Origin of the sequence: Streptomyces spongiae (assembly GCF_009377185.1) — a bacterium.
Lineage (GTDB): Bacteria > Actinomycetota > Actinomycetes > Streptomycetales > Streptomycetaceae > Streptomyces > Streptomyces spongiae.
Map to the genome: position 1 here is coordinate 19,401 of NZ_VJZC01000001.1, position 15,036 is coordinate 34,436.

The 15,036-nt window shown below is 67.5% G+C and carries 13 protein-coding genes; 6 read left to right on the forward strand and 7 right to left on the reverse strand.

From position 1 onward, the window contains the following. Positions 1-112 precede the first annotated feature (112 nt). The 3 genes from FNH08_RS00070 to FNH08_RS00080 form a co-directional block, all read right to left on the reverse strand. On the reverse strand, positions 113-883 hold the full coding sequence (locus tag FNH08_RS00070; protein ID WP_152769126.1) for a TIM barrel protein: 771 nt from the start codon (positions 881-883) through the stop codon (positions 113-115). A 72-nt stretch (positions 884-955) separates the two neighbouring features. Next, a complete protein-coding gene (locus tag FNH08_RS00075; protein ID WP_152769127.1) occupies positions 956-1,930 on the reverse strand; it encodes a sugar phosphate isomerase/epimerase family protein in 975 nt (324 codons plus the stop codon). Further along, positions 1,927-2,865, reverse strand: coding sequence for a sugar phosphate isomerase/epimerase family protein (locus FNH08_RS00080; protein ID WP_152769128.1), 939 nt, complete (start codon positions 2,863-2,865; stop codon positions 1,927-1,929). The genes FNH08_RS00075 and FNH08_RS00080 overlap by 4 nt, the downstream gene beginning before the upstream one ends. 320 nt (positions 2,866-3,185) lie before the next feature. On the opposite strand from FNH08_RS00080, the gene FNH08_RS00085 reads away from it, so the two are divergent. From FNH08_RS00085 to FNH08_RS00110, 6 genes are all read left to right on the forward strand, one after another. After that, entirely contained in the window at positions 3,186-3,803 is a 618-nt protein-coding gene (locus tag FNH08_RS00085; RefSeq protein ID WP_152769129.1) for an NADPH-dependent FMN reductase, read from the forward strand. 87 nt (positions 3,804-3,890) lie between these two features. Further along, positions 3,891-4,562, forward strand: a complete 672-nt coding sequence (locus FNH08_RS00090) for a TetR/AcrR family transcriptional regulator (protein WP_152769130.1) — start codon at positions 3,891-3,893, stop codon at positions 4,560-4,562. Positions 4,563-4,791: 229 nt separating this feature from the next. After that, the gene (locus FNH08_RS00095) at positions 4,792-6,162 is read left to right on the forward strand and encodes an MFS transporter (protein WP_194238297.1); all 1,371 of its coding nucleotides are present in this window, start codon (positions 4,792-4,794) and stop codon (positions 6,160-6,162) included. A 160-nt stretch (positions 6,163-6,322) separates the two neighbouring features. After that, a complete protein-coding gene (locus FNH08_RS00100) occupies positions 6,323-7,336 on the forward strand; it encodes a sugar phosphate isomerase/epimerase family protein (protein WP_152769132.1) in 1,014 nt (337 codons plus the stop codon). 32 nt (positions 7,337-7,368) lie between these two features. After that, positions 7,369-7,773 carry a C-glycoside deglycosidase beta subunit domain-containing protein gene (locus FNH08_RS00105; protein WP_322723354.1) on the forward strand — a complete coding sequence of 135 codons (405 nt, stop codon included), beginning with the start codon at positions 7,369-7,371 and terminating at the stop codon, positions 7,771-7,773. A 307-nt stretch (positions 7,774-8,080) separates the two neighbouring features. Continuing rightward, a complete protein-coding gene (locus tag FNH08_RS00110) occupies positions 8,081-9,673 on the forward strand; it encodes a carboxylesterase/lipase family protein (RefSeq protein ID WP_152769134.1) in 1,593 nt (530 codons plus the stop codon). Positions 9,674-9,780: 107 nt separating this feature from the next. Here FNH08_RS00110 and FNH08_RS00115 read toward each other — a convergent pair whose 3' ends face one another. From FNH08_RS00115 to FNH08_RS00130, 4 genes are read right to left on the reverse strand one after another with little or no spacing between them, the layout of a single operon-like run. Further along, on the reverse strand, positions 9,781-11,403 hold the full coding sequence (locus FNH08_RS00115; protein ID WP_152769135.1) for a M61 family metallopeptidase: 1,623 nt from the start codon (positions 11,401-11,403) through the stop codon (positions 9,781-9,783). Between the two features lie 5 nt (positions 11,404-11,408). After that, positions 11,409-12,662 (reverse strand): amidohydrolase, encoded by a 1,254-nt coding sequence (locus FNH08_RS00120; RefSeq protein ID WP_152769136.1) that lies wholly within the window; start codon positions 12,660-12,662, stop codon positions 11,409-11,411. Continuing rightward, positions 12,659-14,641, reverse strand: a complete 1,983-nt coding sequence (locus FNH08_RS00125; protein ID WP_152769137.1) for an amidohydrolase family protein — start codon at positions 14,639-14,641, stop codon at positions 12,659-12,661. Before FNH08_RS00125 ends, FNH08_RS00120 begins: the two co-directional genes overlap by 4 nt. Next, positions 14,641-15,027, reverse strand: coding sequence for a RidA family protein (locus FNH08_RS00130; protein ID WP_194238298.1), 387 nt, complete (start codon positions 15,025-15,027; stop codon positions 14,641-14,643). The genes FNH08_RS00125 and FNH08_RS00130 overlap by 1 nt, the downstream gene beginning before the upstream one ends. Positions 15,028-15,036 lie beyond the last annotated feature (9 nt).

Genomic DNA, 15,036 nt, shown 5'->3' on the forward strand with positions numbered 1-15,036 from the left:
GAGGCAAGCAGGCCGTGGGGGCGGGGAATACACGACAACGGAGCGGGACGCCCTCCCGGGCGCCCAGCTCCGTGTGCGCGATGTGCCCGCTCCCGTGGGGGGGCGGCGTCTGTCAGAGAGCCGCGGCCACGTCCCTGATGTGGGCGAGGGAACGCAGGCTCTCCGAGGTGGGGACGTACTCCATCCCGATCGGTCCGGTGTATCCGAGCCCGCGCAGCGCCCTCAGCCGGTCGGTCCAGTCGACGCTCCCGGTGCCGGGCTCGGTGCGGTCGGGCAGGTCCGCGATCTGCACGTGTGACACCAGGTCGATGGAGGCCGCGAGTTCCTCCTCCGCTACCTCTCCCATCTGCAGGGAGTGGTACAGGTCGAAGAGGAGCGCCAGACCAGGCGAGCCGACCGTGCGGATGGCCTGGAGGCATTCCGCGGTGGTGTCGAAGAGGGTGCCGGGGTGGTCGACGCGGGTGTTCAGGTTCTCCAGGACGATCACCACCCCGTGCTCGGCGGCGATGTCCGCGCCCGCTTTCAGCGCTTCGACGACGATGCCGTGCTGCTTCTGCCGCTTGGCGTAGGGAAAACCGATGCCCGAGCCGGTGACGATCCGCTCGCAGCCCAGACGCCGGGCGGTCTCGGACGCCCTGCGCACCTGCTCCAGAAAGCCCTCGTGGGTCGAGGCGTCCGCCAGCGCGGCTCGTCCTTCGATCAGCATGGACCACACGCGGGAGCTGGTGTCGTTCAGTGCCTTCTCGATGCCGTCCAGGTCCTTGTCGCTGTGCGACCAGATCTCGACGAGCCCGATGCCGGCGTCCGCGGCTGCGCGGATGCGGTCACCGTGGTCGTCGCCGGCTTCCTTGAACAGCAGTTCCACATTGACGGACAGATCCATTGTTCATTGTCCTTCACCGTTGTACGGGGCGTGCGGGGGAGTGGAGAGGGGAAGGGGCGTGAACCGGGAGGGTCAGCAGCCGAGGACCCGCTCGGCGTACCAGCCGTTGAGCATGACGCTGCCCGCGGGGTTCGGGCTCTGCTCGCTTTCGAAGATCAGCCAGCCGGTGTAGCCGTGGTCACGGAGGCGGCCGACGAACGCCGGGAAGTCGACCAGACCGCCCTTGGTGCCGCACTCGTAGAACCAGCGGTCGATCTCGCGGGAGCCACCGGCCTGGAGCATCGCCGCCTCCGCGTGGGGGCCGAACCGTTCTCCGGCCTCGTCGCGGTAACGGGTGTCCTTGAGATGGACGTGGTCGACCCGGTCGGCATGCCGGTCCAGGACGGCGACCGGATCGAGTCCCGCCAGGGTGAGCTCGGCGGTGTCGATGGTCAGGCCCACCAGTCCCGGATCGGTGGCGGCCAGCAGACGGTCCAACGTCTCGTCGTCCGCGGCGGCGCTCAGGCAGTCGACGTGCAGCGACACCGTGACGCCGAACTCCGCGGCGCACGCCCCGATCCGGTTCCACGCGGCGCCCGCGACGGCGATGGTGTCCTCGGAGAGAGGCCCCGTGCTCCAGGCGGAAGGCAGCGCGCGGACCACGAGACGGGAACCACCGCTCGCGGCGAGAAAGTCGGCGAACGGCTTGACCGACTCGATGATCGCGGCATGGTCGGTCTGCTCCAGTACCGACCGGCCGTGCGTGAGCTCCTCGTCGATCGGCTCGCCGGGGTCGAAGTACCAACTGCTGACCGCCTCGATGCCGATCCCGCGGGCGAGGTCGACGAAGGCCTCGGTGGAACCGTAGTTCGCCACGATCGAGGCAGGTCGGCCGAGCGGGTTCCACCGCCCCGTACCGGCGCGGAGTTCCACGGCGGTGAACCCGCACGCGGCGATGACCTTCAGCGCCCGTTCGTGCTGTTCACGCCGGGTGAAGTCGTCGAAGTTCGGCTTCCACTGGTTGATCGCGTAACCGCGGCGCAGGGCCGGGGCCGAGGTCTCCGTCATGAGTAGATCTCCGAGAGGACGTTCTGGGCGTACCACATGGCCAGCGCGGTGCTCTCCGCGTAGTCGCCGCCGATGTTGACCTTGTCGTGTTCGACGGTGATCCAGCCGCTGAACTCATGCCGCTTGAGCGCGCGCATCAGCCGCGGGAAGTCGACCAGACCGCCCTCGGTGCCCATCTCGTGGAACCACTGCGCGGTCTGAGGGGCCATGAGTTCCGCGTCGGGCCGGTTGTCGTAGGCGCCTGTCGTGTCGACCTGACGGGTGTCCTTGAAATGGAAGCCGGAGCACCGGTCATGCAGGTCCTCGAACAGCGCCACGGGGTCGATGCCCGCGATGCAGTGCTGGGCGGTGTCGCAGAAGAAGCTGACGTAGCGCGGGTCCGTCCACTCGTAGAACTTGCGGATGTCGTCCTCGGTACGGATGGCGCAGAAGAACTCGTGGTGACAGGTGGAGCGCACACCGAACTCCGTGAGCGTCATCTCACCCACCCGGTTCCAGCACTCGGCCGCCGCCTTGATCTTGTCGTCGGTGACGGGGGCGGTGTCGATGTAGAGGCTGGCCGGCATGACGATGAGACTCTCGATCTCCAGGCCCTCCCACATCCCCAGCATCCGGCGCGTGCTGCCGACGATCTCGTCGTGGGTCTCGCGGACATGCGCGTCGGCCACGCGTGGGTCGTACATGATGCCGCGGAAGAGGTTGACGATCTTGTCGATGCCATGCTCCCGCAGGTACTCCTGGTACTTCTCGACCGAGCCGAACATCTGGCTAAGGGCGAAGACCTGGAAGTCGAACATGTCCAGACCCTCGAACCCGACCGAGCGGATCTGTTTGACGAAGTCGTCCATGTGGCGCCGTGAGGCGTACTGCGTGACGGGACCGCGGGGCGTGTTCACCCGCCAGTGGTCCATGTAGCTCCAGCGTAGTGCGCTCATCGGACTCCGGCCTTCGGCTGGTGGTGCGGGGGAGAGGGGAGGATACGTATCCGAATCATAGTTCTGATTCTTACAATGGGAAACATGTTCCGGCAATGGCCGCGTCGCTCCCAGTGGCCCCTTGCGTGACGAGTTGGGCCGCGCTCGCGGGTTGCGTGGCGGCGGGCGTTGACGAGTGGCAGGGGTCGGGCTAAAATCAGTATCGCGATTCTGATTATGTTTACGGTCGATCTCCAGGAGCTGCATGAGGGCGACCGGCATGGAGCCGATCGCCGGGGACCCGTCGCGCCGGCTGCTCGCACCACACTCCAGGAGGAGCGATGAAGCATCACCCCGCCAGGTTGAGCGGACAACTGATCGTCGGTATAGGCGGCACGACCCGGCCGGGCTCCAGCAGTGAACTGGCGGTACGCGCGGGGTTGCGGGAAGCGGAGGCATGTGGAGCCGACGTGCTGCACTTCGGCGGCGCGTTTCTGGGTGGACTGCCCCTGTTCGCCCCCGAGGACCCCGCACGGACCGACGCTCAGCGGGAGTTCGTCGACGCAGTGCGCCGGGCGGACGGCCTCATCATCGGCTCTCCCGGGTACCACGGCGGAATCTCAGGACTGGTCAAGAACGCCCTGGACCTGCTCGAGGACCTGAGGGACGACCAGCGCGCGTACTTCCACGGACGTGCGGTGGGGCTTGTCGTGACCGCCGCCGGATGGCAGGCGTGCGGGACCACGCTGGCGGCTCTTCGTTCGGTGGTCCACGCGATGCGCGGTTGGCCCACGCCCCTCGGCGTCACGCTCAACACGGGCAACGGCGCGAGACTGTTCGCCCCCGACGGCACCTGCGTGGATGCCGCTGCCGCACAGTCACTGGCCGTACTGGGTCGCCAGGTCGTCGACTTCGCCGCCGGCGTCAGCCCTTCGGGCACGGCCCTGAGTCTTGTCTGACTCCCTTCGTTCGTGTTCACCGTCCGGGTGGCCTGGCGCCCCGACGACGGCCGCCGCCCGGTTGTCCGCTGCCTCTAGGATGATGGCGTGACCTCTTCAGCCCGACGCTCGACTCAGCCTGTGGCCCGCGCTCCCAAGCAGGAGCGCAGTCAGAAGTCCTTCGACCGAGTCCTCGACTCGTCGTTGGAGCTGCTGGCCGAGCGTGGATACGCGGGCTTCGCCCTCACGGAGGTGAGCCGTCGGTCCGGTGTCTCCACCGGGTCGATCTACGTCCGTGTCGACGGCAAGGACGACCTCCTGCGAGCGGCGCAGGAGCGCTTCCTGGAGACGATGGCCGGCGAGCATGCCCGGCTCACCGACCCTGAACGCTATGAGGGCAAGGACCTGGTTCAGGTCGTCGGTGAGCTGATCAGCGGACTCGCCACGATGCTGCTCCGCAACGCTCGTGTGCTGGGCGCCTTCCAGCAGCGGGCGGTGAGCGACCCCTTGGTGGCGCGAGCGGGCAAGGTTTCCTACATGGACCTCGTCGGTCGGTTCAGTGAGCTACTGCTGGGGCACCGTGACGAGATCGCTCACCCCGACCCCGAACACGCGGTCGTGTCGTGTTTCCAGGTGGCGTATGCCGCTCTCGCGCGCACACTTGCCCTCGATGTGTCCCAGGACGCGGCCGAAGACCATGAGTTGGCAGCCATTACCGAGGACCTCGGCCTGATGTGCATCGCCTTTCTGACGTGGCCGGGGGCGGACGCGAAGAACTGACCCGCCTGGCACCGGCGTCACCCGCAAGCATCGTGCTCCGGGGGAGTCCGTGTGCTGTCGGCAGCGTGCTGTCCGCGAGGTATCCACAGGACGAATAACGAGAATACGAATTCTGAATTTATTTCGTCTTGTGCGTCGCGCGCCTCATGGTGTGCCCTGTCCCTCACAGGTGCCGCGATGCGGTGCCGTGTACGCGAAGGAGCGAGGCGCCTTGGGGATAACCGGCACTTTGATCGAGTCGCGACCGAACGCGGAGGCGGCGCCGCGACTCGGATGGCGGGAGAAGTTCGGCTACGGGGCCGGCGATCTGGCCTCGAATCTCTCGTGGAACCTCGTCGGAGGCTTCCTCCTCTACTACTACACCGACGTCGCCCGGATACCCGTCGCGGCTCTGGGCACCCTGTTCCTCGTTGCCCGGCTGCTCGACGCCGTGATCGATCCGGCCATCGGCGTCCTTGTGGACCGTACGAAGTCGCGCTGGGGCAAGGCCCGGCCCTATCTGGTCTTCGCCTCCCTACCCTTCGGCGTCGTCGGTGTGCTGACCTTCATGGTCCCGGATGTCGGTGACAGCGGGAAGCTCGTCTACGCCTTCGTCACCTATCTGACCTTGGGGCTGCTGTTCTCCATGGTCAACGTCCCCTACAGCGCCCTGCTGCCGATGATGACGCGGGACTCGGACGAGCGGATGCAGATGGGGGGTCTGCGGGCGATCGGCAGCTCCGTCGGATCCATCATCGTGACGGCGACCACGACGCCCTTCGTGGCCTGGCTCGGGGCCGGTAGTGAGCAGCGGGGCTGGACCCTGGCGACCGCGATCTTCAGTGTCCTGAGTGTCGGCTTCTTCGCCTTCACCTTCCTGAGCTGCAAGGAGCGGTACGCCCTGCCGGCCGAGTCCAAGAGCATCGGCTTGCCGGCCGCCCTGAGGGCGCTGTGGGAAAACCGGCCGTGGAAAGTGGTCTTCGTCTACGGGGTGCTCAACTTCGTACGGCTGTCCCTGATGCTCGGAGTGACCGTGTACTTCGCGCTGACGGTCCTGCGCGCTCCCTGGGCGATCTCCGTGCTGCTGCCGCTGGTGTCCGGCACGATGATCGTCGGTGGCCTGCTCGCGGCTCCGTACTACCGTCGCTTCGGCAAGCGCCGAGGCAACCTGCAGGCGCTGGCGGTGGGCTTCGTCGCCTGGGCCGCGATGTACCCGGCCGAGGGTGCCTTCCCGGTGTTTCTGACCTTCTACGTCATCGCCACGCTCGCGATCGCGGTGTCGATGGTGTCGATGTTCACGATGGTCGCGGACACGGTGGAATACCAGCAGTGGCGGTTCGGCACGCGGTTCGAGGGGCTGCTGTCGTCGGGTATCAGCTTCGCGACCAAGGTCGGTTCGGCCATCGGCTCGGCGGCGGTCGCGTACGGACTCGCCATGGCCGGATATCGCCCCGGCGAGGAGAGCGCAGACGCGGCCACCGCGATCCGCATGATGTTCTACGGGCTCCCGCTGCTGCTCCTCGCAGCCCAGGCCGTGGCGATGGCGTTCTGGGACCTGGACGGGCGTCACGAGGGGATGCGTGCCGACATCGACCGGGCGGCGCGGCTGACCCGGGCCTGAGTCAAAGAGAGCGCCGCCTCGGGAGGTCCCGGTCGATGCGGCGATGTATCGAGCATCTCCTGTGCTGCAGGAGTGCATCGGCTGCAACCATAACCAGAATGTTGAATTCATTCCTCGTGGGTTGCAGACTACCTGCGGAACACACGAAGGAGAGGCCTCCATGACACCCCCGACGCAGACCTCCGGCAGCCAGCACGCCATAAGCCGCGGGGTCAGCCTCTACTCCTTCCAGGAGGAGTACTTCCTGCGCACCATGTCCGTCGAGGACTGTGTCGCCGCCGCGGCGGACATGGGAGCCCTTGGCATCGAGATCATCCCCGAGCAGTCCATTCCGGGATACCCCCTGCTCACGGACGAGTTCGTCACACGCTGGCACAACTGGATGCGCGTCCACGGGACTACTCCGGTCGCCACCAACGCCTTCCTCGACACCAAGCTGCACCCCGACCGCCGGCTCACCCTCGACGAGCAGACGGCCTCCGTCCGACGCGACATCGACATCGCCGTCCGGCTCGGAGCCCCGATCGTGAAGGCCACGATCAACTTCTCGCCCGAGGTCATGGAAGCCGTCGCCCCCTACGCCGAGGAGCACGGTGTCCGGCTGCTCCTCGAAGTCCACGCCCCGTTCCACTACCGGCACCCGTGGATCGTCGAGCACCTGGAGGTCATGGAGCGGGTCGGATCGCACGTCCTCGGCCTGATGCCCGACATGGGCATCCACGTGCGCCGGTTTCCGCGTGTGGTGAGCGACCGCGCGCTGCGCGACGGGGCACGGCCGGAGCTCGTCGACTACATCGTGCGCACCTACGACGACCGGGGCGACACCCACGCGCTGATGGACATCGTCAACTACCGCGGCGGCGGACCGGTCGAGTTCGCCCTGGCCCGGCAGGCGACCCACTACATCTGGACCGACCCCGAGGAGATGCTCGCGCACATGCCCTTCATCGGCCACGTGCAGGCGAAGTTCTACGAGATGACCGACGACGGCGGCGAGTACAGCATCCCCTACGAGGAGATCGTCCCGGTCCTCATCGAGGGCGGCTTCGCCGGCTGCCTCTCCAGCGAGTACGAGGGCAACCGCCACATCCAGGATGCCTTTGACGTCGACAGCGTCGAGCAGGTGCGCCGGCAGCAGTCCATGCTCGCCCGCCTGCTGGGCGAGACCGCCTGACCGCCGCCCACCGCACCGCAGGGAGAAACAGCGTGTTCGAGAAGTACATCATCTGCGAGGCCGGCTTCCGCACCCGCCGCGACGGCCGCCCGGGCGGTGAACTCGACGTCAGGATGCCCTATTACCGGGGGCTGTTCCTGTCCATGGTCGAGGCCGTCGACCTCGTCCTCGACGACCGGCCCGTGCCCCGGGAACACACCACCCTCACCGTGCACGGGACGACCTACACCTTCGACGAGCTGCCCCATGTCACCGACGACCGCTGGGAGATGGGCGAACGCGCGGTCCTGGCCTTCGAGACCGACGAACCCCTCACGCCCGGCGAGCACGACGTCGCCGTCTCGATCCGGCTGCGGATCTCCTACATGCCGGTGCCCGGCGGCGGCCACACCCGCGAGCGGCTCCTCCTAGCGCTGGGAGCGGGGGACGCGGCGTGATGAAGAACAGCGTCCGGATCTGGCCCTGGCCCCCTTCGAGGCCGCCTTCGGCTTCCTGGACGGCTACCGCCGGAGCCGCGAGGACGAGCCGCCGCACGCGGCGATCTCCGGCAAGGGAGTTCGACGACGACCCGCGCGACGGGTACGGGACGCCCTCACAGAAGTCCCAAGTCGCAGCTCACTGATCCTGACCCTGGCTCTGGATCTTCGGAAGTCCCTCTCATCCCGAGGGTGGGCCTGCCGCCCACCGCAGGAGGTGCATGTGTTGTCTACACGTTTCCGCTCAAGAAGCAGTCGGCTCAGTGTGATGGGTCTCGTCGCCTGCCTGGTCGCTCTGGTCGCGTTCGTCACGCCGTCGATGGTGTCCGCGTTGCCTCGGCACAGTGCTCCCACCCTGGTCAAGACCCACGACGGCTGGGTCCGTGGAGTCGCCGTCGCCGAGGCGGACAAGTTCCTCGGTATCCCGTACGCCGCACCGCCCACGGGGGAGCGCCGCTGGCGGCCGCCGGCCGCCCCGGCCTCGTGGCAGGGCGTCCGTAAGGCGACCACCGATGCCCCGGCCTGCGCCCAGCCTGCCGGCGGGCTGCTCCCCGGAGAGTCGAGTGCGGCCGAGGACTGCTTGTACCTCAGCGTCTACCGGCCCGCCCACGTCGCCGGGAAACGGCTGCCGGTGCTCTTCTGGATCCACGGCGGCGGTTACGGTTCCGGAGCGGGCCGGCTGTACGACGGCAGTGCACTCGCCGCGAAGAACGACGCGATCGTGGTGAGCATCAACTACCGGGTCAACGCGTTCGGCTTCCTGGCCCTGGAGTCCCTCGACGACGAACAGGGGAACTCCGGGAACTACGGGTTCCTCGACCAACTGGCCGCGCTGCGCTGGGTCAACAAGAACATCGCGGCGTTCGGCGGTGACCCGCGGCGCGTCACGATCGACGGCCAGTCGGCCGGCGCCTTCTCCGTCTGCAACATGCTGGCCGCACCGGCCGCCAAGGGACTGTTCAGCGCGGCCATCATGCAGAGTGGGGGCACATGCCCCACCGCGTCGAAGGCATCGTACGAGGCCGGCATGAAGGCGATCGTCAAGGAGGCCGGCTGCCCCGACAGCGATGCCAAGGCCCAACTGGCCTGCATGCGGCACAAATCCGTCGCCGAACTGATCGAAGCGATGGAGAAGGCACCGCTGACTGAATCCTGGAGCCCCGTGGTCGGCGGAAACGCTCTGCCGACCGAGCCGCTGGAAGCTGTCAAGTCGGGCCGATGGAACAAGGTGCCGGTCCTGATGGGCACCACCCGGGACGAGGCACGGGCGATGCTGCACTTCATCGGCCAGTCGTTCCCGCAGACCGAAGAGGCGTACCAGGAAGTGATCCGCTCCTTCTTCGGGGACCAGGCAGACAAGATCCTCGAGGAATACCCGGCCGCCGACTACACCGACCCCGCCTACGCCACGGCCGCGGTCCTGACCGACAGCGGCACACCCGGCGGTTTGGGCGGCTGCGGTCAGCTGGCCGCAGCGGACGTCTTCGCTGCGCACACCGACACCTACTTCTACGAGTTGTACGACCCGAACGCGCCACCGCTTACAGATCCCCCGGCGCCCAAGGGCTTCCAGATGGGCTCGGCGCACAGCGCGGACCTCGCCTACGTGTTCCAGGACGGCTTCGCCCAGCAGGCAGCACCGTTCACCCAGTCGCAGAGGGCGTTGTCCGACAAGATCATGCGGTACTGGGCGAACTTCGCCAGGCAGGGCAGCCCCAACCGCCACGGCGAGGCCGTCTGGCCGAAGTACCGGGGCGGCGGGAACGGCATCGTGCAGCTGAGCCCGGGCAACGTCTCGGTCATGCCCGACTACGAGGCTGAACACCACTGCTCCTTCTGGCGCTCTTTGGAAGGGGCGTAGCCGGCCGGGAGCCCGCACGGCGACGCGCGGGCTCCCGCCCGGTCCGGCGGCCGGACCGTCCGCATCAGCGCTCCAGCGTTCCCTCACCAACCTGTGTATTCAAAACCTCAGCTGAGAGCCCCCTTCTGCCAGACCATGCCCTTCACTTGCTTGCCCAGCGGCTCGTACGTGACGTCGACGAGGTCGCTTCCCCTCCGGAGGGTGAGGGATATGTCCGTCAACCTCCCTGCGTTGATCCTCTCCGGCGGCGGGGCGTGCACGATGGTGTCGCCTTCGCGTACGCCGGCCTTCGCCGCAGGACCGCCGTCGACGATGCCGGACACGATGCCGGCCTTGAAGCTGGTGTAGTCGAAGCCGACGTCCAGCTGGTGGATCTTGACCTCGCCGGCCTGGAACTGCGGCCTCAGGCATTCGAGGTCAGGGAAGATCCACTGCCCGGACATCATGGCCTCGTGTGCTGTTCGAGCGGCATCCCCCAGTTCCTCGCCCATGAGCTCCAGCCAGTCGTCGAGGGTGGCCTTCTGGCCCGCGCGCTCACGTTCCAGAAGAGCCAGAACCACGTCGTCGAGGCTCCGCTTCCCGTGCGTGGCTTGCCGAATGCGGTGGTCCATGTCGATCAGGTGGAACAGCCCGCGGCCGTACGGCACCCTCTGGGCGCGCCAGTCCTTCCAGTAGAGCTCGGCGGCTTCTGCCGAGGTGAGGGTCTGCAGCGGGTTCCCGTAGTAGCCCCGGGCTCGCTGGTTGAGTGAGTCGAGGAAGGCCTCATCGCTGATCAGGCCGGCTCGGTGCGGGAGGAAGAGCGAGTAGTACTCGGCGACTCCCTCGTTGTACCAACTCACCCGACTGGGATCTTCCCATCCGTCCAACAGCGGCCAGTTGTGGACCGTTTCGTGGGCAAGCAGTCGCGTGAGCTCCTCGATCGTGTGTGTCTCGGAGTCGCTCCATCCGAACATGTAGCCGCGTGAGCCGGGAAGGAGGCTTCCGCCGAGGCCGCGGTACGGATGCTTCCGGACGAACACGCGGAAGCCGGGGGCCGGTTCGCGGAAGAACCGGCACATCTCCTCGTACAGGATCTGGCTCTGTCGGCCGATCAGGGCTGCGTCGAACGTCGGCGGGGAGAGCCAGAACATGCCGAAGGTCGGGTGCGGCTCCGGCGGGTGGGAATGCAGGACACCGGCCATGAAGAAGGTGTAGGTGACGGATTCCAGGGTGGTGGTGCGGCGTACGGTTCCCTCACCGTGGCTGCTGACCCCGCGGGCTTCTGAGGGGAGTTCCTTGAGGTCCCAGCGCACCTCGGTGTCGAAGGTCGCCTCCAGTTCGGGCAGGGCGAGGAAGCTGATGCCGGCGCCGCTGATGCCCGCGCCCTCGGCGCGCAGGTCGAAGAGAGGGCCGTTGGCGGTGGTGGCATCGACGATGCGTACGGGCGCGACGTAGTCCACCGTCACATCGCCTCGGGTGTCCCTCTGCACGGTCCAGCGCCGGTAGGTGAAGGAGGGCGTGGGGTCGTCCATGGTGTGCGTGAGCGGAATGACCCCGAGGTCGTCGGTGGCGCGGATGCCGTCGGAGGCGACCTTGGCCGCCTCCACCCCGAAGAGGACTTCGGGGAGCCTGCACAGGGCCTGGCCGGCTGCGAGCCGGAGTCCGCCGAGTATGTAGGTGACCCGCACGCCGGATGCCTCGTTCCCGGCCAGGCACGGTGTGAGAGTCACCCGGAGGGTGGGACGGCTCATGGGGATCACCTTTCGTCCGGCGCACCGAGCCACGCCGTCGCGGCTACGACGAGCGCTTGAATGCCGGTGTGCAGGGTGGGCTCGACTACGGGCGCGAAGTGCGGGGAGTGGTTGGTCGGCAGACTGTCCTGTCTGCCTTCCTCGACGGCGGCGGCGAAGTCGGCCGGGTCGAGTCCGCCGAGGAACCAGAAGACGGTGGGAGCCTTGCAGGCAGCGCCGAAGACACCGACGTCCTCGCTGCCCGTGACGGGAGGCATCACGGTGATGCACTGCTCACCGAAGTGCGACGTGAGAGACGCGATCGTGAGGGCGGTGGCATCGGGGTCGTTCTCGGTCACCGGTGCCGCGATGTTCCACGTCACCTCCGGGGGCCGGGGTGCCGCGCTGGCGTCGGCTTCACTGCGGATGATGCGTTCGATGGCCCGGCGTATGGTCGTTCGCGTGCTGGTGGAGAAGCTCCGGACGCTGATTCCCAGCTCGGCGGTGTCCGGGATGATGTTGTCCTTGGTTCCTGCGGCGAGCCGTCCGACCGTCACCACCGCGGTCTCGGAAGCGGCGATCTCGCGCGAGACCACGCCCTGCAGCCGGGTGACGATGTGCGCCGCCATCAGAACGGGGTCGACCGTGGTCTCCGGGCGGGATCCATGTCCGCCACGGCCGTGCAGGACGACTTGCGCCGCGTCCATGGCCGCCATGATGGCGCCGGACCCGTAGCCGATGGTTCCGGCCGGGGCGGGAATGACATGTTGTCCGAGCACGACGTCCGGTGTGGGGAAGCGGTCGAAGAGGCCGTCGTCCACCATGTTCTGTGCGCCGCAGGCGAGTTCCTCTGCCGGCTGGAACACCAGCATCAGGGTGCCTGACCAGGCGTCGGTGGCTTGGGCGAGCAGGGTCGCCGCGCCGATCAGGCACGTGATGTGCATGTCGTGGCCGCAGGCGTGCATCACCGCCGTTTCCAGCCCGTCGAGCCCTGTCGCCCGCACGGTGGAGGCGTAGGGCAGCCCGGTCTTCTCCAACAGGGGGAGGGCGTCGAGTTCTGATCTCAGCATCACGACGGGGCCCTCGCCGCGCCGGAGTATGCCCACGACGCCTGTCCCGCCCACATGCTCGGTGACTTCGTAGTCCAGCATGCGCAGCCTTAGGGCCACGCGCTCGGCGGTGCGGTGTTCCTGCAAGGGCAGTTCGGGATTCTGGTGCAGGTCCTGGTACAGGACCTGCAGATTCTTGACGAGTTGGGGGTGGAGACAGGGAGCGGTCATGCGCCGTCCCCCTGAATGACGGTCGGCGGCGTACTGAAGGGCCTGATCCCGAGTTCCGTGTAGATCTCGTGCGGGTAGTAGACGTCCCCGTTCTTGACGACCATGCGGACGTCGCGGACCACGCTGATGTCCTCAAGGGGGTCGCCGTCCAGCAGCACGAAGGAGGCGTTCCTGCCGGGTTCGACGCGGCCGTGGTTGTGTCCCAGGCCGAGGTGATCGGCACAGTCGCGGGTGGCGATGCGCAGCACTTCCGCGGCCGTGAGCCCGGCCTCCACAAAGAGTTCGAGCTCGCGGTGGACGGTGAAGCCGGTGGAGTCGTCGGTTCCGGGCCACAGGGCGATGCCGTGATCGTGCAGGAGCTTCAGCACCTTGAGGACCACGGGGAAGGAGGCGTCGTACGCGCTCAGGTCGTCCTCGCTGGTGAAGGGGACGTAGGTGCGCTTGCGCTGACGCTGGTAACCGGCGGGCATGTGGCTCAGGAAGGGAGCGTCGGCCGACAGGACCGTCCGGGCGCGGCTGAGCATGAGCCGTTCGACGATGACGGCCGTGGTGTCGAGGCCGATGTTCCTCTCCCGCATCAGTTTCAGGGTGTGCCGGACCGCGTCACAGTCCAGGTCGAGGTCCTTGGCGCGGGTCATGGCGGTGAGCCTGAGCGGTGTGCGGGTGTCCTCTCCCTCGTCCAGGAGCCAGCCCAGCATGAGCTGGTTGACGTGTGTGATCTCGTCATAGCCCGCCTCGATCATCCGGTCGGGAGTGGTGAAGGCCGGGATGTGACCCACGGCCCGCAGACCCAGGCGGTGTGCCTCCGCTGTCAGCGTCGGCACCCAGTCGGGATTCATGGAGTTGTAGATCTTGATCTGGTGGTAGCCGCGTGCGGCGTACCAGCGGACCGCGTCCAGGGCCTCATCGAGGGTCTCGGGGATGAACCCGAACAGTGCGGAGTGCGGGCTGCGGCCCTCGATGAACCCCGAGGGCACGACGGTGGGTCCGGCGATGGTGCCCGCGTCCCAACTGGCGGTCAACGACAGCAGTGCCTCGTTGGCGTTGCCCATGTCACGGACGGTCGTGACACCTGCTGCGAGATAGAACAGGCCGTCGATCGGCCGCACATGGGCGTGCATGTCGTGCAGCCCGGCCACAAGGGTGCCCCCCGCGCCGTCGATGACGACTTCCCCGGCGACCGCCACGCTCTCCTCGTCCGGTGCCATGCCGGTGATCCGTCCGCGGAACATGGTGACCGACATGGGTTCGGTGAGGGTCAGGCGGTCAGGGTCGAAGACGCGGACGGCGCGGATGCGGACCGGCGCGTCGAACCGGTGGCGGATCCGCTCTTGCACCTGGTGCAGGTAGGCACGCGTGAGAGTGCCTTCCAGCTTCGCCAGCGCGGGGTACTGCTGCTCGAAGGGGGCACGGACCAGGTCGCTGCCCATGGCGAGACAGGCGATCAGTTCGCCTTCGGCGTCGGTGATGACGTATTCCGGCGTCAGGGCGATGCCCCTGACGACATGGACATCGACGGGCACGGGCCCCTCAGGACCGTCGAGCTGCGTGCTGTGCAGCAGATCAGCCCGCACATGGCCGTGGGGCAGCGCCTCCACCGAACCGCCCGCGGCCAGCGCCGCCCGGCTTGCTATCCAGGTGCTGTAGGGGCTTGAGTCCGCCGGAAGGTACAGCCTGGGTGTGCCGGAGTGCTCGCCGGTCTCGGCCTGGCTCGACCACCTCTGGGTGAGGCCGTCGGTGGCGAAGCGTTCCTGTACCTGACCACCCATCAGGGAGGTACCCTCCACCGTCCACTGGTGTGGCAGCTGCCCTTCGCCGCCGACGGAGATCCGTTCGTGCAGTTTGGCCCCGCGGCCGTTGTTGGACACGGCGAAGTCGGTGCGGAGTTCGCCGTCGGGGTGGTGTGTCACGACGAGTTCGCCGCACCGCTCTCCCGCCCCGAAGTAGGTGAACCGTTCGGTGTGGCCGGCAGCCGGCATCAGGCGGTGTCCTCACGGACGGCGACGCAGGTGACCTCGACGTTGGCTCCGGCGGGCAGCTCGGCCACGCCCACCACGGCTCGGGCAGGGGCGGATTCCGGCTCGAAGCAGGTGGAGTAGATCTCGTTGAACGTGGGCCAGTCGGAGACGTCACGCAGGTAGGCGGTGACGCTGACGATGTCCGACATGCTGTACCCGGCCTCACCGATGACGGCTTCGAGGTTCTTCATGGTCTGCCGGATCTCTGCTTCCTTGCCTCCTTCCACCAGCTGGGCTGTGCCGGGGAGAAAACCGCCGGTACCGGCCACGTAGCAGTGGTTGCCGACGATGACCGCCTGCGAGTAGGGGCCGAGCGAGGAACCGTTCTGGATGATCCGCTTGGACACTGTCGTCCC

Coding starts and splice junctions, on each gene's coding strand:
- FNH08_RS00070 (WP_152769126.1), bottom strand. CDS start 883: ATGGATCTGTCCGTCAATGTGGAACTGCTGTTCAAGGAAGCCGGCGAC.
- FNH08_RS00075 (WP_152769127.1), bottom strand. CDS start 1,930: ATGACGGAGACCTCGGCCCCGGCCCTGCGCCGCGGTTACGCGATCAAC.
- FNH08_RS00080 (WP_152769128.1), bottom strand. CDS start 2,865: ATGAGCGCACTACGCTGGAGCTACATGGACCACTGGCGGGTGAACACG.
- FNH08_RS00085 (WP_152769129.1), top strand. CDS start 3,186: ATGAAGCATCACCCCGCCAGGTTGAGCGGACAACTGATCGTCGGTATA.
- FNH08_RS00100 (WP_152769132.1), top strand. CDS start 6,323: ATGACACCCCCGACGCAGACCTCCGGCAGCCAGCACGCCATAAGCCGC.
- FNH08_RS00110 (WP_152769134.1), top strand. CDS start 8,081: ATGGGTCTCGTCGCCTGCCTGGTCGCTCTGGTCGCGTTCGTCACGCCG.
- FNH08_RS00115 (WP_152769135.1), bottom strand. CDS start 11,403: ATGAGCCGTCCCACCCTCCGGGTGACTCTCACACCGTGCCTGGCCGGG.
- FNH08_RS00120 (WP_152769136.1), bottom strand. CDS start 12,662: ATGACCGCTCCCTGTCTCCACCCCCAACTCGTCAAGAATCTGCAGGTC.
- FNH08_RS00125 (WP_152769137.1), bottom strand. CDS start 14,641: ATGCCGGCTGCCGGCCACACCGAACGGTTCACCTACTTCGGGGCGGGA.